This is a genomic window from Streptomyces sp. NPDC014801 (assembly GCF_043082085.1).
Taxonomy (GTDB): Bacteria; Actinomycetota; Actinomycetes; order Streptomycetales; family Streptomycetaceae; genus Streptomyces.
Genome location: NZ_JBIBXG010000010.1, coordinates 90,993 through 109,457, shown reverse-complemented (window position 1 = coordinate 109,457; position 18,465 = coordinate 90,993). Strand labels below are relative to the sequence as shown.

At 72.2% G+C, this 18,465-nt stretch carries 15 protein-coding genes; 12 read left to right on the top strand and 3 right to left on the bottom strand.

The window, feature by feature from the left end:
• The first annotated feature begins 10 nt into the window (after positions 1–10).
• From ACF1AL_RS24350 to ACF1AL_RS24330, 5 genes are all read left to right on the top strand, one after another.
• Entirely contained in the window at positions 11–1,201 is a 1,191-nt protein-coding gene (locus ACF1AL_RS24350) for an NAD(P)/FAD-dependent oxidoreductase (RefSeq protein WP_391827365.1), read from the top strand.
• Positions 1,202–1,212: 11 nt separating this feature from the next.
• Complete coding sequence (locus tag ACF1AL_RS24345) at positions 1,213–2,151, top strand: sigma-70 family RNA polymerase sigma factor (RefSeq protein WP_391827363.1); 939 nt, start codon at positions 1,213–1,215, stop codon at positions 2,149–2,151.
• A 130-nt stretch (positions 2,152–2,281) separates the two neighbouring features.
• Entirely contained in the window at positions 2,282–3,688 is a 1,407-nt protein-coding gene (locus ACF1AL_RS24340) for a class II fumarate hydratase (RefSeq protein WP_391705335.1), read from the top strand.
• Positions 3,689–3,787: 99 nt separating this feature from the next.
• Positions 3,788–4,486 (top strand): DUF402 domain-containing protein, encoded by a 699-nt coding sequence (locus ACF1AL_RS24335; RefSeq protein ID WP_366838499.1) that lies wholly within the window; start codon positions 3,788–3,790, stop codon positions 4,484–4,486.
• A 227-nt stretch (positions 4,487–4,713) separates the two neighbouring features.
• Entirely contained in the window at positions 4,714–6,816 is a 2,103-nt protein-coding gene (locus tag ACF1AL_RS24330; RefSeq protein ID WP_391827360.1) for a SpoIIE family protein phosphatase, read from the top strand.
• Positions 6,817–6,948: 132 nt separating this feature from the next.
• Here ACF1AL_RS24330 and ACF1AL_RS24325 read toward each other — a convergent pair whose 3' ends face one another.
• Complete coding sequence (locus ACF1AL_RS24325) at positions 6,949–9,252, bottom strand: transglycosylase domain-containing protein (RefSeq protein ID WP_386419562.1); 2,304 nt, start codon at positions 9,250–9,252, stop codon at positions 6,949–6,951.
• 287 nt (positions 9,253–9,539) lie between these two features.
• Here ACF1AL_RS24325 and ACF1AL_RS24320 point away from each other — a divergent pair, with 287 nt between their 5' ends.
• The 5 genes from ACF1AL_RS24320 (at position 9,540) to ACF1AL_RS24300 (ending at position 14,672) form a co-directional block, all read left to right on the top strand.
• On the top strand, positions 9,540–10,463 hold the full coding sequence (locus ACF1AL_RS24320; RefSeq protein WP_391827358.1) for an SPFH domain-containing protein: 924 nt from the start codon (positions 9,540–9,542) through the stop codon (positions 10,461–10,463).
• Entirely contained in the window at positions 10,460–10,726 is a 267-nt protein-coding gene (locus tag ACF1AL_RS24315) for a hypothetical protein (RefSeq protein WP_384214826.1), read from the top strand. The genes ACF1AL_RS24320 and ACF1AL_RS24315 overlap by 4 nt, the downstream gene beginning before the upstream one ends.
• A 402-nt stretch (positions 10,727–11,128) precedes the next feature.
• Positions 11,129–11,656 (top strand): PadR family transcriptional regulator, encoded by a 528-nt coding sequence (locus ACF1AL_RS24310; RefSeq protein WP_366840082.1) that lies wholly within the window; start codon positions 11,129–11,131, stop codon positions 11,654–11,656.
• Positions 11,653–12,342 carry an ABC transporter ATP-binding protein gene (locus ACF1AL_RS24305; protein ID WP_366840081.1) on the top strand — a complete coding sequence of 230 codons (690 nt, stop codon included), beginning with the start codon at positions 11,653–11,655 and terminating at the stop codon, positions 12,340–12,342. Before ACF1AL_RS24310 ends, ACF1AL_RS24305 begins: the two co-directional genes overlap by 4 nt.
• Complete coding sequence (locus tag ACF1AL_RS24300) at positions 12,339–14,672, top strand: ABC transporter permease (protein WP_391705330.1); 2,334 nt, start codon at positions 12,339–12,341, stop codon at positions 14,670–14,672. The genes ACF1AL_RS24305 and ACF1AL_RS24300 overlap by 4 nt, the downstream gene beginning before the upstream one ends.
• 71 nt (positions 14,673–14,743) lie before the next feature.
• Here ACF1AL_RS24300 and ACF1AL_RS24295 read toward each other — a convergent pair whose 3' ends face one another.
• Positions 14,744–15,700, bottom strand: a complete 957-nt coding sequence (locus ACF1AL_RS24295; RefSeq protein WP_391705327.1) for a LysR substrate-binding domain-containing protein — start codon at positions 15,698–15,700, stop codon at positions 14,744–14,746.
• Positions 15,701–15,848: 148 nt separating this feature from the next.
• Here ACF1AL_RS24295 and ACF1AL_RS24290 point away from each other — a divergent pair, with 148 nt between their 5' ends.
• Positions 15,849–16,403 carry a peroxiredoxin gene (locus ACF1AL_RS24290; RefSeq protein WP_366840078.1) on the top strand — a complete coding sequence of 185 codons (555 nt, stop codon included), beginning with the start codon at positions 15,849–15,851 and terminating at the stop codon, positions 16,401–16,403.
• Between the two features lie 3 nt (positions 16,404–16,406).
• Positions 16,407–16,943 carry an alkyl hydroperoxide reductase gene (locus ACF1AL_RS24285; protein WP_366840077.1) on the top strand — a complete coding sequence of 179 codons (537 nt, stop codon included), beginning with the start codon at positions 16,407–16,409 and terminating at the stop codon, positions 16,941–16,943.
• 27 nt (positions 16,944–16,970) lie between these two features.
• Here the strand turns inward: ACF1AL_RS24285 and ACF1AL_RS24280 are convergent, their stop codons facing one another.
• Entirely contained in the window at positions 16,971–18,341 is a 1,371-nt protein-coding gene (locus ACF1AL_RS24280) for an AI-2E family transporter (protein ID WP_391819416.1), read from the bottom strand.
• Positions 18,342–18,465 lie beyond the last annotated feature (124 nt).

Genomic DNA, 18,465 nt, shown 5'->3' with positions numbered 1-18,465 from the left:
GAGCATCGCCATGAAGCACCGCATCGTGGTACTCGGCGCCGGATACGCCGGGGCCTTCGCCGCCGGAAACCTGGCCCGCCGGCTCTCCCCCGCCGACGCCGACATCACCGTCGTCAACGCCGTGCCCGACTTCGTCGAGCGGATGCGGCTCCACCAGCTCGCCGCCGGCCACGACGTCACGGCCTCCCGCCTCGCCGACGTGTTCGCGGGCACCGGCGTGCGGCTGCACCTCGCGCGCGTCACCGGCGTCGACCCCGAGCGCCGGTCCGTGACCGTGAGCGGCGAGGACGGCGACGGCGAGCTCGCGTACGACACGCTCCTCTACGCGCTCGGCAGCTCCGTGGACCACCGCGGCGTCCCCGGCGCGGCCGAGCACGCCTTCGACGTGACCGGCCGGACCTCGGCGCTGCGGCTGCGCGAGCGGCTGGCGCGGCTGGATGCGGGCGGCTCCGTGCTGGTCGTCGGCGAGGGGCTGACCGGCATCGAGACCGCCGCCGAGTTCGCCGAGTCCCGGCCGGACCTCTCGGTGGCGCTCGCCGCCCGCGGGGAGCCCGGCGCCTGGCTCTCCCCGAAGGCGCGCCGTCACCTGCGTGAGTGCTTCGACCGGCTCGGCGTCACCGTGCACGAGCACACCCGCGTCGACGCCGTCGAGCCGGGCCGGGCGATCGCCGCCGACGGCAGGTCCCTCCCGGCCGACGTGACCGTGTGGTCGGCCGGGTTCGCCGTCCACCCCCTCGCGGCAGCGGCCGGTCTCCGGGTCGCCGAGACCGGGCAGATCGCCGTCGACCGCACCATGCGCTCGCTCTCCCACCCGGACGTCTACGCCATCGGCGACTGCGCCCACGCCCTCGGCGACAACGGCCGGCCGCTGCCGATGTCCTGCGCCTCGGCCGGCGCCACGGCCACGCAGGCGACGGCCGCGATCGTCGCGCGTCTGACGGGCAGGGACGTCCCGACCGTCGGGCTGCCGTACTACGGCAACACCATCAGCCTCGGGCAGCGCGACGCGATCTTCCAGCAGGTGGACGGGGACGCCCGGGCGAAGAGCTGGTACCTCGGCGGCCGCGGTGCCGCACGGCTCAAGGCGGGCGTGCTCCGGGGGTCCCGGTGGAGCATCGCCCACCCGACGTTCGGCATGCCCAAGCGCAGGCGCCGCCTGACCGGCGCGCCCGGCCCGGCCACGGTGCGGGTCGCCGCCTAGGCTCGGCGCCCATGGACACCGCAGCCCTCGAACGGTTCGAGGCCGGCCGCAACCGGCTGGCCTCGCTGGCGTACCGACTGCTCGGCTCGGCCGCCGACGCGGAGGACGCCGTGCAGGACACATTCCTGCGCTGGCAGGCCGCGGACCCGGACCACATCGCGGCACCGGAGGCGTGGCTGACCAAGGTCGTCACCAACCTCTGCCTCGACCGGCTCCGCTCGGCGCAGGCCCGGCACGAGCGCGCCGCCGGGGACCGGCTGCCGGAACCGCTCCTGGAGGGCGACCCGATGCTCGGGCCCGCCGACACCGTCGAGCAGCGCGAGACGGTGTCCCTGGCCGTGCTGACCCTCATGGAACGCCTCGCACCGGTCGAGCGGGCCGCCTACGTCCTGCGCGAGGCGTTCTCCTACCGCCACGCGGAGATCGCCGCGATCCTCGACATCTCCGAGTCCGCGAGCCAGCAGCACGTCCACCGGGCCCGGCGCCGGATCGCCGCCGGGCGCCGCGGCGGCGGCGAGGTGGACCCGGCCTCCGCGCGGCGGGTCGTGGAGGAGTTCCTCGCCGCGGCCGCGTCGGGGCGCACGGAACGGCTCGTGGCGATGCTCACCGCCGACGCGACCGCCGTCTCGGACGGCTACGGGCTCGCGAAACGGCTGCTGCGGTACACCACGCCCGAGCGCATCGCCTCCCTCGTGCGGGCCGGTCTCACGCCGACGCCCGCGAAGCGCCGGCTGGCCGGCGGCTCCCCCGCGCTGCACGTCGCGCCGGTCAACGGCTCCCCGTCCGTCCTCGCCGTGGTCGACGACCGGGTCGTGGGCATCGTGGTGCTGGACGTCCGGGACGGCAAGGTCGCGTCCCTGTACGGCATCGCCACCAGGGACCGCCTCACCCGCCTCGACGCCCGCTGGCGCCATCGCGCACCGGACGCACCGGCCGTCACCGCGTGGTGACCCCGGCGGACGGCTTCCCGCCCCCGGCGAAACCCCCACGAGGAGATCGGGCGACCGAGGCCGGCCCTGGGCACCCGGTACCGGGAATAGGTCTTCCGCACACCGTGCTGATCTTCGTGGAGGTACGACGATGACGACGACCGGAACCGGCAGCGGCGAATACCGCATCGAGCACGACTCCATGGGGGAGGTCCGCGTCCCCGCGCACGCCAAGTGGCGGGCGCAGACGCAGCGGGCCGTGGAGAACTTCCCCGTCTCCGGGCAGCGCATCGAGCGCGCCCACATCGAGGCGCTGGCGCGGATCAAGGGCGCCGCGGCCAAGGTGAACGCGCGGCTCGGCGTGCTGGACAAGGACGTCGCGGAGGCCGTCCAGGAGGCGGCGCAGGAGGTCGCGGACGGCAAGTGGGACGAGCACTTCCCCGTCGACGTCTTCCAGACCGGCTCGGGGACCTCGTCCAACATGAACACCAACGAGGTCATCGCGACCCTCGCGAGCGAGCGGCTCGGCCGCGACGTGCACCCCAACGACCACGTGAACGCGTCCCAGTCGTCCAACGACGTCTTCCCGTCGTCGATCCACATCGCCGCCACCGCGGCCGTCACCCGCGACCTGATCCCCGCCCTGGACCACCTCGCCACGGCCCTGGAACGCAAGGCGGAGGAGTTCGCGGACGTGGTGAAGTCGGGGCGCACGCACCTGATGGACGCCACTCCCGTCACCCTCGGCCAGGAGTTCGGCGGCTACGCGGCCCAGGTGCGCCACGGCATCGAGCGGCTCAACGCCTCCCTGCCCCGGCTCGCCGAACTCCCCCTCGGCGGCACCGCGGTGGGCACCGGCATCAACACCCCGCCCGGCTTCTCCGCCGCCGTCATCGAGGAGGTCGCCCGCGCCACCGGGCTGCCGCTGACGGAGGCGCGCGACCACTTCGAGGCGCAGGGCGCGCGGGACGGCATCGTCGAGACCAGCGGCCAGTTGCGCACCATCGCGGTCGGCCTGACGAAGATCGCCAACGATCTGCGCTGGATGTCCTCCGGCCCGCGCACCGGTCTCGCCGAGATCTCCCTGCCCGATCTGCAGCCCGGCTCGTCGATCATGCCGGGGAAGGTCAACCCGGTCATTCCCGAGGCCGTGCTGATGGTCGCGGCGCAGGTCGTCGGCAACGACGCGACGGTCGCCACCGCGGGCGCGGCCGGCAACTTCGAACTCAACGTGATGCTGCCGGTCATCGCCAAGAACGTGCTGGAGTCGATCCGGCTGCTCGCCAACGTCTCCCGGCTGCTCGCCGACCGCACCGTCGACGGGATCGTCGCGCACCGCGAACGGGCCCGCGAGTACGCGGAGTCCTCGCCGTCGGTGGTGACGCCGCTGAACAAGTACATCGGCTACGAGGAGGCCGCCAAGGTCGCCAAGAAGGCGCTGGCGGAGCGCAAGACGATCCGTCAGGTCGTCCTGGAGAGCGGCTATGTGGAGCGCGGGGACCTCACCGAGGAGCAACTCGACGAGGCCCTCGACGTGCTGCGGATGACCCGCCCGTGACCCCGTGCGGCGCGCCCGCACCGGCGGCACCACCGCGCGGCGCCGGCAACCGTGACGCGCACCGCAGCGTCGTATGCCTGTGACACCTAGTATCTGTATATGGCAGACGGTGATGTGATGCGACGGGCGGACACGGACGGCGGTGCTGCGGCGGGCTTCTGGACGCCCGGGGAGCAGATCCTGTGGCGGTACCGGGAGAACGCCGGCGACGGCTTCCACATCGCGCGGCCCGTCACCGTCGTCCGCGACGACGAGGAGCTGCTGGCCGCGTGGATGGCGCCGGGCACCGAGTGCGTCAAGCCGGTCCTCGCCGACGGCACGCCCGTGCACCGCGAGCCGCTCGCGACCCGGTACACCAAGCCGCGGGCGGTGCAGCGCGACCGCTGGTTCGGCACGGGCGTGCTGAAGCTGGCCCGGCCGGGCGAGCCGTGGTCGGTGTGGCTGTTCTGGGAGCCGGGCTGGCGGTTCAAGAACTTCTACGTCAACCTGGAGGAGCCGCTGGCCCGTTGGGCGGGCGGGGTGGACTCCACCGACCACTTCCTGGACATCGAGGTGCAGCCGGACGGCACCTGGCAGTGGCGCGACGAGGACGAGTTCGCGCAGGCCCAGCGGGACGGCCTGGTCGACGCCTCCCTCGCCGGACGCGTCCGGGCGGCCGGTCTGGAGGCCGTCGAGGCGATCCGCGCCTGGGGGCCGCCGTTCTCGGACGGCTGGCAGCACTGGCGGCCCGATCCCGCCTGGCCGGTTCCGGCGCTGCCGGACGACTGGGATCGTACGCCCGCGCATGTGTCCTCATGAGACCCTTGATGCGCCCCCGGGCAGGAAACGTAGGATCGTCCTCCGCAAGGGCGCGCGGGAGCAACGGCAGGTGCGCGCACGGAGTCTGACCGGACGTCACCGAGGGGCGGGCAGAACGTGAGCGAGGGGTACCAGGGCGCCGCCGGAATTCCGTTCCTGGGACACGTATTGCGGGTATCGGCATGTCGGCGGGCGGAACTGCGTGCCCGGCGCGCAGCCCCGGACGGATGGATTCGACACGCGTGACGGAGCACCCGACCTCCTACGATCGCCCCCAGCCGGGCGTCGACCCCACGGACGGCCGCGGGGCGCTCCTGCGTACCTCCGCACCGGCGCGTGCGCCCGGCGCGGGGGCTTTACCGCTGCAGAGCGCGCAGGCCCGCTCCGGGGACACGCCGGGCACCACCACGCCCTGCGGCACGGACGGCGCGGACCCGGCCGGCACCGGCCCGGAGCACGCCCAGCCGGTGGCGCCCGCCGAACCCGACGCGCTGCGGCCGCGCCCGGCGCCGGAGGCGATACCGCCCCGGCAGGGCGGCGAGCCGGGCGCGGCCGGCGGACCGGACCGCCGCGTCGGGCAGGTGCCCACGCCGGGCCGGCCGACGCCGATGCGCCGCGACGGCGACCGGCTGCGGTTCGTCGGCGCGGCGACCCGGCGCATCGCGCGCGGCCTGGACCTGGACGAGATCGTGATGGGGCTGTGCCGGGCCACCGTGCCCACGTTCAGCGACGCCATCCTGGTCTACCTGCGCGACCCGCTGCCGGTCGGTGACGAACGGCCCTCGGGGCCCGTCCTGCTGCGGCTGCGCCGGACCGACCGGATCCCGGAGGACCGGGACACCGAGGGCGGTTTCGCGCCCCTCGCGCCGGCGCAGGGGCCGGAGCCCTGGGAGCTGGCGGACCTGGCGTCGGTGACGGCCGAACTGTGCGAGGTACGGCCCGGCGGGGCGCTCGCCGAGGTGCTGCGCGGGGTGCGCCCGGTGTTCGCCGACGCGCCCGCCGCGCGGGCCGCGCTGCCCGAACTCCTCGGCCCCGGCGGCGAGATGGTCGTTCCCAGCGGGCAGCGGGCGATCCTCGCGCCCCTGCGCGGGCGGCGGCGGGTCATCGGCGCGGCGGTGTTCCTGCGCCGGCCCGACCGGATCGCGTTCGAGGCGGACGACCTGCTGGTCGCGGCGCAGCTCGCCACGCACAGCGCGCTCGGCATCGACAAGGCGGTGCTGTACGGCCGGGAGGCGTACATCGCCGACGAGCTGCAGCGCACCATGCTCCCGGAGACCCTGCCCCGCCCCACCGGCGTCCGGCTGGCCTCCCGCTATCTGCCGGCCGCCGAGACCGCGCGGGTGGGCGGCGACTGGTACGACGCGATCCCGCTGCCCGGCAGCCGGGTCGCCCTCGTCGTCGGCGACGTCATGGGCCACTCCATGACCAGCGCCGCCATCATGGGCCAGCTGCGCACCACCGCGCAGACCCTGGCCGGGCTCGACCTGCCCCCGCAGGAGGTGCTGCACCACCTCGACGAGCAGGCCCAGCGCCTCGGCACCGACCGCATGGCGACCTGCCTGTACGCCGTCTACGATCCGGTCTCGCACCGCATCACCATCGCCAACGCCGGTCACCCGCCACCCGTCCTGCTGCACCTGGGCGGCGAGGCGGAGGTGCTGCGGGTGCCCGCGGGCGCCCCGATCGGCGTCGGCGGCGTGGACTTCGAGGCCGTCGAGCTGGACGCGCCCGCCGGCGGCACCCTGCTGCTGTACACCGACGGGCTGGTGGAATCCCGGCTGCGGGACGTGTGGACCGGCATAGAGCAGCTGCGCGAGAAGCTCGCCGCGACCGCGCGGCTGACCGGGCCCGACCATCCGCCGCCCCTGGAAGCCCTGTGCGACGAGGTGCTGGACATGCTCGGCCCCGGCGACCGGGACGACGACATCGCGCTGCTCGCCGCCCGCTTCGACGGGATCGCGCCGAGCGACGTCGCGTACTGGTTCCTGGAGCCGGAGGACGCGGCGCCCGGCAAGGCCCGCCGGCTGGCCCGCCGCCAGCTGGAGCGCTGGGGCCTGGAGGACCACATCGACTCGGTGCAGCTGCTGGTCAGCGAGGTCGTCACGAACGCCGTGCGCTACGCCTCCCGCCCGGTCACGCTGCGGCTGCTGCGCACGGACGTGCTGCGCTGCGAGGTCGGCGACGACGTGCCCCAGCTGCCCCGGTTGCGGCAGGCGCGCGCCACGGACGAGGGCGGGCGCGGGCTGTACCTGGTCAACCGGCTGGCCCGGCGCTGGGGCGCGACCCGGCTCAGCACCGGCAAGGTGGTCTGGTTCGAGCTGAACCGCTGAACCGCTGCATCCCTGAGCCGTACGCCGTCACGACGACGAAGGGCGCCCGGTAGGCCACCGGGCGCCCTTCCTCATGTCACCGGCCGAATGTCACCGGCCGAATGTCATCGGCCGAATGTCATCGGCCGCTTGTCACTGCGCCGAGTTGCCGGTGCCGTTGCCGGTCCCGCCGAAGATCGGGTTCTCCGGCCGGCCGCTCGGCGATCCGGACGGCGACTCGGTCGGCGGTTCGGACGTCGGCGTCTGCGACGGCGGCTGCGTGGTCGGCGTCTTGGACGGCGGCTGCGTGGTCGGCGTCTGGGACGGCGGCTCGGTCGTCGGCGTCTGCGAGGGTGCCTCGCTCGTCGGCGACTGGGACGGGGTGGCCGTCACGGACGGCTCGACTGCGGCGCCCTGGTCGGTCTCCAGGTCGAAGTCGCTCACCTTCGTCTGCACGCCGAACGTGAAGTCGGCCCAGATCATCGCCGGGTACTTGCCGCCGTTGATGCGCTTGAGACCGGTGGCGCCGTGCATGGAGACGTGCTTGCCGTTCTCCGCCACGGACTCGCCGAACAGGCCCACCGAGGTGACCAGGTCCGGGGTGTAACCGGTGAACCACGCCGACTTGTTGTCGTCGGAGGTACCGGTCTTGCCCGCCACCTTCTGCCCGTTGCGCAGCGGGTTGTCCCGCACGGACGTCTTGGCCGTACCGTCGTCGATCACACCGGTGAGGACCGAGGTGACCGAGTCGGCGGCGTTGCGGCTGATGACCTGGTCGCCGACCGGGTCGGGCAGGTTCACCGGGACGCTGCTGGACTCGACCTTCTTCAGCAGGGTCGGGGTGACCTTCTTGCCGTGGTTGTCGAGGGTGGCGTACACGCCGGCCATCTGCAGCGGGCTCGCGCCCATGGAGCCGAGGGTCTGCGCGGGCACCGCCGGCAGGTCCTTGGTATCCATGCCGAGCTTGCCGGCGACCTCCATCACCTTCTGCATGCCGACGTCGACACCCATCTGCGCGAAGACCGAGTTCACGGACTGGTTCATCGCGTTCTGCACGGTGATCGGCCCGTAGTCCTGGTCGTCCTCGTTCTCCGGGGCGAACCCGACCGCGGTGCCGTGGTCCACGACGGGCCGCTTGCTCGTGCCGTCGTACAGGGTGTCGGCGCCGATCGCCTGCCCCTTCTGCGTGGTCGCGCCCTCGTCGAGCGCGGCCGCCAGGATGACCGGCTTGAAGGTCGAGGCGGGCTGGTAGTCGGTGCGGGTGGCGTTGTTCGTGTAGTGCTTGTAGTAGTCCACGCCGCCGTACATCGCCACGACCGCGCCCGTCTTGGGGTCGACGGAGACCGCGCCGGCCTGGACGTCGCCGTCGACCGACCGGGTCTTGGGCTTCAGCTTGCTGGTGAGCTGCTCCTTGACGGAGTTCTCCAGCGCCGCCTGCTTCTTCTTGTTGATGTTGAGCGTGATGGTCCAGCCGCCGCGGCCGACGAGGTCCTCGGCCTCCTTCATGTTGGAGGCGGTGCCCTGGGCGACGAGCTGCTTCTCCAGCTGCTTGTCGGCGGCCGCCACCAGGTAGCCCTTCTGGCCGCTGAGACCGGGCGAGGGCTTCGGGGGCTTGGGGATCGGGAACTTCATGGCCCGGCGCTGGGACGCGTCCAGCCAGTGCTCCTCGACCATGTTGTCCAGCACGTAGTTCCAGCGCTGCTGCACCAGGTGCTTGCCGGTCTCGGTGGCGACGGCCCAGTCGTACTGGCTCGGCGCCTGCAGCAGCGCGGCGAGGTAGGCGCCCTGCTCGACGGTCAGCTGGTCGGCGTCGACGCCGTAGTAGGCCTGCGCGGCGGCCTGGATGCCGTAGGCGTTGCGGCCGTAGTAGCTGGTGTTGATGTACCCGGCCAGGATGTAGTCCTTGGTCTTCTCGCGGTCCAGCTTCAGCGAGATGACCATTTCCTTCAGCTTGCGGCTGACGGTCTGTTCCTGGGTCAGGTAGTAGTTCTTGACGTACTGCTGGGTGATCGTCGAGCCGCCCTGCGCGCCCTTGCCGAGGAGCGTGTTGAGGACGCCGCGCGCGGTGCCCTTCAGGTCGACGCCGGAGTCCTTGTAGAAGGTCTTGTTCTCGGCGGCGACGAAGGTGCGCTGCACCGGCTTCGGGACGTGCGCGAGGTCCACGACCTCACGGTTGACGTCGCCGTCGCGGGTCATGATCGAGCCGTCGTCGTACTTGTAGACGTTGCTCTGCTTCTTGGCGTCGGCGTTCCCCTCGGGGATGTCGATCATCATGTAGAGCACGACGAAGGCGCCGATGCCGAGCAGGAAGAGACCGAGGATCGTGCCGAGGATCTTCTTCCAGGTGAACAGCCGGCGTATGCCGCTCCGGCCGCCGGCCCGCGACGAACGGCGGCGCTTCGGCGCCGCGCGGCGGCCACCGCGCTGCCGCGCTCGTCTGTCTTCCGCTCGTCCCATGGGGTGCTTCCTCGCTCCGCTTCGTGCTCGTGGGTCTCGTTCTCGTGCGTCTCGGCAGGCGCCCGGGTCCCGGCGGACACAGCTGTGCCAGGGCTCAGGTCAGCTCAGAAAGCTAACACCGCCGGTTATGACAAAGAGCGTCCGATCCTGTCTTTTACGGACGTGACAATGAGCACCCCTGCCGAGGGAACCGACGTTCAGGGGCGGTTGAAGGTTGCCCCCTCGGGTAAAAGTGATATCACTTAGCTAGACCGAAGCTTACTATTGAGAACGGGGGACTCATGTCCATGACCACGGAATCCATCGATACGCCCGAAATGCCCGCGCCTCAGGTGCGGGAGTTCGCCGCGCACAGCATCGGGGGCGGGCTCGCGCTGCTGCTCGGGCTCGCGGGCCTGCTCGTCGCGGCCGGCGCGATCGCGGGTGGGGCGGTGGTCACCGCCGTCGCCGCCAAGGCCGCCCTGATCGCCCTCGGCGTGCTGATCGGCCTGTCCGCCTTCCTGTCCCTGTGCGGGCTGAACATGGTGGCGCCGGGCGAGGCGCGGGTGGTGCAGCTCTTCGGGCGCTACCGGGGCACCATCCGCGAGGACGGGCTGCGCTGGGTGAACCCCTTCACCTCGCGCGAGAAGATATCGACGCGGGTGCGCAACCACGAGACGGCCGTGCTGAAGGTCAACGACGCCTACGGCAACCCGATCGAGCTGGCGGCGGTCGTGGTGTGGAAGGTGAAGGACACCGCGCAGGCGACGTTCGAGGTCGACAACTACCTGGAGTTCGTCGCCACGCAGACCGAGGCGGCCGTGCGGCACATCGCCATCGAGTACCCCTACGACGCCCACGACGAGAGCGGGCTGTCGCTGCGCGGCAACGCCGAGGAGATCACGGAGAAGCTGGCCGCCGAGCTGCACGCGCGCGTGGAGGCGGCCGGGGTGCAGATCATCGAGTCCCGGTTCACGCATCTCGCGTACGCTCCGGAGATCGCCTCCGCGATGCTCCAGCGGCAGCAGGCCGGCGCGGTCGTCGCGGCGCGGCGCGAGATCGTCGACGGGGCGGTCGGCATGGTGGAGGCGGCGCTCGCGCGGATCGCGGAGCGGGACATCGTGGAGCTGGACGAGGAGCGGAAGGCGGCGATGGTGTCGAACCTGATGGTGGTGCTGTGCGGGGACCGGGCGCCGCAGCCGGTGCTGAACACCGGGACGCTCTACCAGTGACGTCCTCGTCCTCGTCCTCTTCCTCCCCGGATCCGGGTACGCCGGCGCGGCGGCGGTCGCAGCAGCGCAAGCAGGTGCTGCTGCGGCTGGACCCGTCGGTGTACGACGCGCTGGCGCGCTGGGCGTCGGACGAACTGCGCTCGGCGAACGCGCAGATCGAGTTCCTGCTGCGGAAGGCACTGTCGGAGGCGGGACGCCTGCCCCGCGACACGGGCCCGCTGCCCCGCCGGGGGCGACCGCGGGGTGGGGGCGGGGCGGAGTAGGCGGCGTGCCTGCGGCGGCTGCGCGGGTGGGTGCGGATCGTTGCCGGGTGCGGCTCTCGTCGTGGTTGCTCGCGCAGTTCCCCGCGCCCCTGAATGCCTCCGGCTTGCCCGCGCGGGTCCGGTGAGGGCTGCGGCCGCCGCCTCACGCAGCTGCGGGCAGTCGTGCCGCTGGGGCGGCACGGGTGGGCGCAGCGGCACCCCGCACCGCCGGGCCGCGCACCCCACGGCGGTCACCGCAACGCCGGGCACAGCGCACCCAAGGGCACCGCGCCCACGCACACCGCACCGCGCCCTGTTGCTGAACCGTGACAATGCGCTCTCACCTGCGGGGGCGTACGCAGGGGCAGGGGCTGCACACGGCGTGTATACACGCGGCGTATACACCGTGTGTAGAGTCGCCCCATGTCCATCGGTCACACCCTTCTGGGCCTCCTGGAGTCAGGGCCGCGCCACGGCTACGACCTCAAGCGCGCCTTCGACGAGAAGTTCGGTCACGACCGGCCGCTGCACTACGGCCAGGTCTACTCGACGATGTCCCGCCTGCTGAAGAACGGTCTCGTCGAAGTCGACGGCATCGAGGCCGGCGGCGGCCCCGAGCGCAAGCGGTACGCCATCACCGAGGCCGGCATCACCGACGTGGCACGGTGGCTGGCGACGCCGGAGAAGCCCGAGCCGTACCTGCAGTCGACGCTGTACACCAAGGTCGTCCTCGCGCTGCTCACCCACCGCGACGCCGCCGACATCCTCGACACGCAGCGCTCCGAGCACCTGCGCAGCATGCGCATCCTCACCGACCGCAAGCGCAAGGGCGACCTCGCGGACCAGCTGATCTGCGACCACGCCCTGTTCCACCTGGAGGCCGACCTGCGCTGGCTGGAGCTGACCGCCGCCCGGCTGGACAAGCTGCGCGAGGCGGTGGTGGCCCCGTGAACGCCCCCGCCGGTTCCCTGCTCGCCGCCGACGGCCTGCGCAAGGTCTACGGACCCACCGTCGCCCTCGACGGCGCCTCCTTCTCCATCCACCCCGGCGAGGTCGTCGCCGTCATGGGCCCCTCCGGCTCGGGCAAGTCGACGCTGCTGCACTGCCTCGCCGGGATCGTCACCCCCGACGAGGGCACGATCACCTACGCCGGCCGCGAGCTGTCGGCGATGAGCGACAGCGAGCGCAGCGCCCTGAGGAGGAGCGAGTTCGGGTTCGTCTTCCAGTTCGGGCAGCTCGTACCCGAGTTGACCTGCGTGGAGAACGTCGCCCTGCCCATGCGGCTCAACGGCGCCTCCCGCAAGGAGGCCGAGCGGGCCGCCCTGGGGTGGATGGAGCGCCTGGAGGTCGACGACCTGAGGAAGAAGCGGCCCGGCGAGGTGTCCGGCGGGCAGGGGCAGCGCGTCGCCGTCGCCCGTGCGCTGGTCACCGACCCGCGTGTCGTCTTCGCCGACGAACCCACCGGCGCCCTGGACTCCCTCAACGGCGAGCGCGTCATGGAGCTGCTGACGGACGCCGCGCGTTCCGCCAACGCCGCCGTCGTCCTCGTCACCCACGAGGCCCGGGTGGCCGCCTACTCCGACCGCGAGGTCGTCGTACGCGACGGCAGGTCCCGCGACATGGAGCGCATCGTATGAACCTCCGGCAGTGGGCCAGGGACCTGGCCATGGGGGTGCGCTTCGCCTTCAGCGGCGGACGCGAGGGATGGATCCGGGCCCTGCTGACCGCCGTGGGCGTCGGCCTGGGCGTGGCGCTGCTGCTGCTCACCACCGCGATCCCGAGCGCGCTGTCCGTACGGCACGAACGCAGCGAGGCGCGCTCCAGCCTGTTCGTCGGGACAAGCGTGCGCAGCGCGTCGGACCACTCCCTGCTGGTCGCCGACGCCGGCACCACCTTCCGCGACAAGGACATCCTGGGGCGGGCGCTGCAGCCCGAGGGGCCGCACGCGCCGCTGCCGCCCGGCGTGGACGCGTTCCCGGCCAAGGGCGAGATGGTGGTCTCCCCCGCCCTGAAGAAGCTGCTCACCTCCGACGAGGGCAGGCTGCTGCGCGAACGGCTGCCGGAACGGATCGTGGGCACGATCGGCGAGAGCGGGCTGCTCGGCCCGGCCGAACTCGTCCTCTACCGCGGCGCCGACGGGCTCGCGTCCCGCGTCGACGGCGGCCGCGTGGTCCGCCTCGAGCACTTCGGCAACCCGAACGCCTCCCCGGAGCGGATGGACCCCGTCCTGCTCCTGCTGGTCCTCGTCATCTTCGTCGTCCTGCTGATGCCGGTCGCCGTGTTCATCGCCGCGGCCGTACGGTTCGGCGGCGAGCAGCGCGACCGGCGGCTGGCGGCCCTGCGGCTGGTCGGCTCCGACAGCCGCATGACCCGGCGCATCGCGGCCGGCGAGGCGCTCGGCGGCGCCCTGCTCGGGCTGGTGCTGGGCAGCGTCTTCTTCGTGCTCGGCCGCCAACTGGCCGGGACCTTCGACATCCTGGACATCAGCGTCTTCCCCAGCTCCCTCAACCCCTCCCCGCTGCTCGCCCTGCTGGTCGCCGTGGCGGTGCCCGCGGCCGCCGTGCTGGTCACGCTGTTCGCGCTGCGCGGAGTGGTCATCGAACCCCTGGGCGTGGTGCGCACGGCGAAGCCCGCCCGCCGCCGGCTGTGGTGGCGGCTGCTGCTGCCGCTGGCCGGCCTGGGGATGCTGTACCCGATGCTGGGCCAGGGCCGCGACCACGGCGACTTCAACCAGTACCTGGTCACCGGTGGTGTCCTGCTGCTCCTCGTCGGCGTGACCTCGCTGCTGCCGTGGGTCGTGGAGACGGTCGTGGGCCGGCTCGGCGCGGGCGGTGTCGCCTGGCAACTGGCCGTCCGGCGTCTGCAGTTGAGCAGCGGCACCGCGGCCCGCATGGTCAACGGCATCGCCGTGGCGGTAGCCGGGGCGATCGCGCTGCAGATGCTGTTCGCGGGCGTCGAGGACGACTACACCCGCAGCACCGGCAAGGACGTGAGCCGGGCCGACATGCAGGTGACGGTCCACTCCGGCAGCGATGTCGCGGGCGCGACCGCGACGTTCCGCCGCACCGAGGGCGTACGCCGGGTGACCGCGCTGTCCCAGGTGAGCCTCGGCGCCGCCCGCAAGGATCCGGACCTCGGCAGCGAGATGATGGTCGGCGACTGCGCTGCCCTGCGCGAGGTGGCCGCCCTGCCGTCCTGCCGCGACGGCGACATCTTCGCCCTGCGCGGCGGCGAGTACGACGAGGGGACGACCGCCAAGCTCGCCCGTCCGGGCCAACTGCTGTACATCGACCCCTCCTACGGCGACTCACGGGGCCGGGAGATCCCCTGGCACGTCCCGGCGGGGCTGAAGCAGGCCGACGCGATCAAGGACCCGAACGGCATCAAGCGCTCCGGCTTCCTCCTCACCTGGGGCGCCGTGCCCCCGCCGGCGGCACCGGCCCTGACCGGGCAGTTCTTCCTCACCTTCGATCCCGCGGTGCCGGACGCCGTGGAGTACGCCCGCACCGCCTCGGCCCGCATCGACCCCCTGGCCGACGCGATGCAGTGGACGTCGACCCGCCAGACACCGAAGTTCGCCGCCATCCGCACGGGCCTCTTCGTCGGCGCGACCTGTGTCCTCGGCCTGATCGGGGCGAGCCTGCTGGTCTCCCAGCTGGAGCAGCTGCGCGAGCGCCGCAAACTGCTGTCCGCCCTGGTCGCGTTCGGCACCCGCCGCCGTACCCTCGGCCTCTCGGTCCTGTGGCAGACGGCGATCCCCATCGCGCTGGGCCTCCTGCTGGCCACGGCGGTCGGCATGACCCTCGGCGCGGTCCTCCTGCGCATGACGGCGACCCCGGTCACCGTGGACTGGTCCAGCGTGCTGTCCATGACGGGCATCGGCGCGGCGATCGTCCTCGCGGTGACGGCCCTGAGCCTGCCACCCCTGCTCAGGCTGATGCGCCCGGAGGGCCTGCGCACGGAGTAGCCGCCCACGGCGAGCAGGGGGCGGGGCGGAACACTCACCGCCCCGCCCCCGCTCCACCCGCCGCCGAAGAACTACTCCTCGCCGGAAACCACCCGCACCGGCAACCCCCGCAGCGCCCCCCGCAACGCCTCCGCCAGCTCCTCGTACTCCGCCGAGCGAGCCGCCCCCGCCCGCATGGCCAGCGCGACCCTCCGTGTGGGCGCCGGCGAGGCGAAGTACCCGGTGAGCAGCTGACTGCTGCGCGCCGTCTCCAGCTTCAGTGCCGTACGCGGCAGCAGCGTGCACCCCAGGCCGCCCGCGACCAGCTGCACCAGCGTGGACAGCCCCGCCGCGGTCGTCGTCACCGGCGCGTCCTCCCGTCCCGCCTCGCGGCAGATGTCGAGCGCCTGGTCCCGCAGGCAGTGCCCCTCGTCCAGCAGGAGCAGGTTGAGCTCCTTCAGCGCTTCCCGCGGTATCCCCTCCCGGCCCCCGAGCGGATGGTCCATGGGCGTGACCAGCACGAAGTCCTCGTCGAACAGCGGCAGTTCGACGACCCCCGGCACGCCGAGCGGCACGGCCAGCAACAGCAGGTCCAGCCGCCCCGAGTGGAGTCCCTCCACGAGGGAGGCCGTCTGCTCCTCGTGCACCTGCAGGTCCAGGTCGGGGTAGCGCTCGTGCACCAGCCGCAGCACCGTCGGCAGCAGATACGGCGCGACCGTGGGGATCACCCCGAGCCGCAGCACCCCGGTGAACGGCGCCCGCACCGCCTCGGCCTCCTCCATCAGCGCCCCGACCTCGTCCAGTACGGCCTTGGCGCGCACCGCGAGGCGTTCCCCCGCCGGCGAGAGCAGTACCTTGCGCGTCGTACGCTCGAGGAGGGTGACACCGAGTGTCTCCTCCAGCGCGGACACGGCGCCCGAGAGGGCCGGCTGGCTCATGCCGATCGCCGCGGCGGCGTCCCGGAAGTGCAGGTGCTCGGCGACCGCCGCGAATGCCCGCAGCTGCGCCAAGCTGGGCTGTTTCCGCTTGCTGCCGGCTGCTGCGGTCACGCTGGCCACGCTCACTGATAGCTCCCTCCGATCAACCTGACCGAGTGTAGCTATTTCCGTAATCAATGCACGGTGTGCCAACATCAACTACGTCCAACCCATGGGAAACACCCCCAAAAGGGGTGTTTCTTCGCTGCAAGGAGAGCGTGTGCTCACTGTCGGTGACAAGTTCCCCGAGTTCGAACTGACCGCCTGCGTCTCGCTGGAGAAGGGCAAGGAGTTCGAGACGATCGACCACAAGACCTACGAGGGCAAGTGGAAGGTCGTCTTCGCGTGGCCCAAGGACTTCACCTTCGTGTGCCCGACCGAGATCGCCGCGTTCGGCAAGCTGAACGAGGAGTTCGCCGACCGCGACGCCCAGATCCTCGGCTTCTCCGGTGACTCCGAGTTCGTCCACCACGCCTGGCGCAAGGACCACCCGGACCTGACCGACCTTCCGTTCCCGATGATGGCCGACTCCAAGCACGAGCTCATGCGGGACCTCGGCATCGAGGGCGAGGACGGCTTCGCCCAGCGCGCCGTCTTCATCGTCGACCCGAACAACGAGATCCAGTTCACCATGGTGACCGCGGGCTCCGTCGGCCGGAACCCGAAGGAGGTCCTGCGGGTCCTGGACGCCCTGCAGACGGACGAGCTGTGCCCGTGCAACTGGAGCAAGGGCGACGAGACCCTGGACCCGGTCAAGCTGCTGGCTGGTGAGTGAGGCATGTCCCTCGACTCCCTGAAGTCCCGCGTCCCGGACTACGCCAAGGACCTGAAGCTCAACCTGGGCTCGGTCATCGGCAACTCCGACCTGCCCGCGCAGCAGCTGTGGGGCACGGTGCTGGCGACCGCCATCGCCTCGCGCTCCCCGATCGTGCTGCGTGAGCTGGAGCCGGAGGCGAAGGCGAACCTCAAGCCGGAGGCCTACGAGGCCGCGAAGGCCGCCGCCGCCGTCATGGCGATGAACAACGTCTTCTACCGCACCCGCCACCTGCTGTCGGACCACGAGTACGGCACCCTGCGCGCGGGCCTGCGGATGAACGTCATCGGCAACCCCGGCGTCGACAAGACCGACTTCGAGCTGTGGTCCTTCGCGGTCTCCGCGATCAACGGCTGCGGCATGTGCCTGGACTCGCACGAGCAGGTCCTGCGCAAGGCCGGTGTCGAGCGCGAGACCATCCAGGAAGCCTTCAAGATCGCCTCGGTCGTCCAGGCCGTCGGCGTCACCCTGGAGGCGGAGGCCGTGCTCGCCGCCGAGTAAGGCGACCGTACGCCCGAGGGGCCCCGCTCACTGCTGGTGGGCGGGGCCTTCCGCGTTGCCGTGCCCGTCCTCGGAGGGCGCCGCCCCCACGGACGCGCCCTCGGCGCGGTCGACGCCGTCCACCGCGTCCACGGCCGGCGGCCGGGCCGGCTGTCCCACGCCGCGCGGCAGCACGCCCCGCGAGTAGGACCGCAGATATCCCGCGACCGTGTTGGTCACCGCCACGAGCGGCACGGCCACCACCGCGCCGCCGATCCCGGCCACCATCCCGCCGGCCGCCACCGACAGCACCACCGCCAGCGGATGCACCCGCACGGCCCGCCCGAGGATGAACGGCTGCAGGATGTGCCCCTCGATCTGCTGCACGGCCAGCACGACGACGAGCGTCATCACGGCGGTGAACACGCCCTGGGTGACGAGCGCCACGACGACCGCGAGCGCGCCGGAGACGACGGCACCGACCAGCGGTATGAACGCGAACAGGAAGATGAACACCGCGAGCGGCACGGCCATCGGCACATTGAGGAAGTAGATGCCGAGACCGATGAAGATGGCGTCGATGAGGGCGACGATCACCGTGCCCCGCACGTACGCGGTCAGCGTGCGCCAGGCGCGCGGGCCGGCACCGGCCACGCCGGGGCGGGCGGCGGCCGGGACGAGCTTCAACGTCCACTCCCAGATGCGGCGGCCGTCGTAGAGCAGGAACAGCGTCGAGAAGACGGTCAGCAGGATGCCGGTGAGGGCCTCCACGACGACCTGGACGCCCTCCAGTCCGGCCGAGGTGATCTGGTCGGTGTTGGCGCCGATCGCCTCGCGCAGGTTCTTGGCGATCTGGTTGATCTGCTTGTCGGTGACGTGGAAGGGGCTGTTGAGCAGCCACTTGCGCAACTCGTCGATGCCGTCCTGGATCTGGCTGGAGAGGTTGTCGATGTTCTCCATGACCTGCCAGGTCACGAACCAGCCGATCAGCCCCATGATGACGAAGCCGAGGATCGCCGTCATCGCCGTGGCCAGGCCGCGCGGCACGCCCATGCGGGTCAGCCGCGCCACCGTCGGCTGGAGCAGCGCGGTGATGAGCAGGGCGGTGACGAAGGCGAGGACGACGAGCTGGACGGCGCTGATGACCCGCATCAGCACCCAGAGCGTGCCCGCGAGCACCAGCAGCCGCCAGCCGGCCTCGGCGGCGACGCGGACGCCCCAGGGGACGGCCTGCGCGGGGTCGGGGCGGGCCGGGACGGCGGGTGCGTAGTCGGGGGGCGGCGGCACGTGGTCGGGCGGCGCGACGGCTTCCTGCTCGGCCTGTTCGCGCTCGAACTCGGCGCGGCGCTCGTCGAGCCGCTCGCTTATCCCGGTCAGTCCGGCGCCGAGCCGACCGAGCCACCCTGGCACTCGCGACATGATCCGTCCTCTTCCCCCGTCTCTGCCCACCACTCCCCCCGGAGTCGTCGCGTACGACCGTACAGGGCGAAAGCCCCTCCCCCTAGGACGGGGAGGGGCTGCGCGAGGTTGAGCGGGGGCCCGG

Coding starts and splice junctions, on each gene's coding strand:
- ACF1AL_RS24350 (WP_391827365.1), top strand. CDS start 11: ATGAAGCACCGCATCGTGGTACTCGGCGCCGGATACGCCGGGGCCTTC.
- ACF1AL_RS24345 (WP_391827363.1), top strand. CDS start 1,213: ATGGACACCGCAGCCCTCGAACGGTTCGAGGCCGGCCGCAACCGGCTG.
- ACF1AL_RS24340 (WP_391705335.1), top strand. CDS start 2,282: ATGACGACGACCGGAACCGGCAGCGGCGAATACCGCATCGAGCACGAC.
- ACF1AL_RS24335 (WP_366838499.1), top strand. CDS start 3,788: ATGGCAGACGGTGATGTGATGCGACGGGCGGACACGGACGGCGGTGCT.
- ACF1AL_RS24330 (WP_391827360.1), top strand. CDS start 4,714: ATGGATTCGACACGCGTGACGGAGCACCCGACCTCCTACGATCGCCCC.
- ACF1AL_RS24325 (WP_386419562.1), bottom strand. CDS start 9,252: ATGGGACGAGCGGAAGACAGACGAGCGCGGCAGCGCGGTGGCCGCCGC.
- ACF1AL_RS24320 (WP_391827358.1), top strand. CDS start 9,540: ATGACCACGGAATCCATCGATACGCCCGAAATGCCCGCGCCTCAGGTG.
- ACF1AL_RS24310 (WP_366840082.1), top strand. CDS start 11,129: ATGTCCATCGGTCACACCCTTCTGGGCCTCCTGGAGTCAGGGCCGCGC.
- ACF1AL_RS24300 (WP_391705330.1), top strand. CDS start 12,339: ATGAACCTCCGGCAGTGGGCCAGGGACCTGGCCATGGGGGTGCGCTTC.
- ACF1AL_RS24285 (WP_366840077.1), top strand. CDS start 16,407: ATGTCCCTCGACTCCCTGAAGTCCCGCGTCCCGGACTACGCCAAGGAC.
- ACF1AL_RS24280 (WP_391819416.1), bottom strand. CDS start 18,341: ATGTCGCGAGTGCCAGGGTGGCTCGGTCGGCTCGGCGCCGGACTGACC.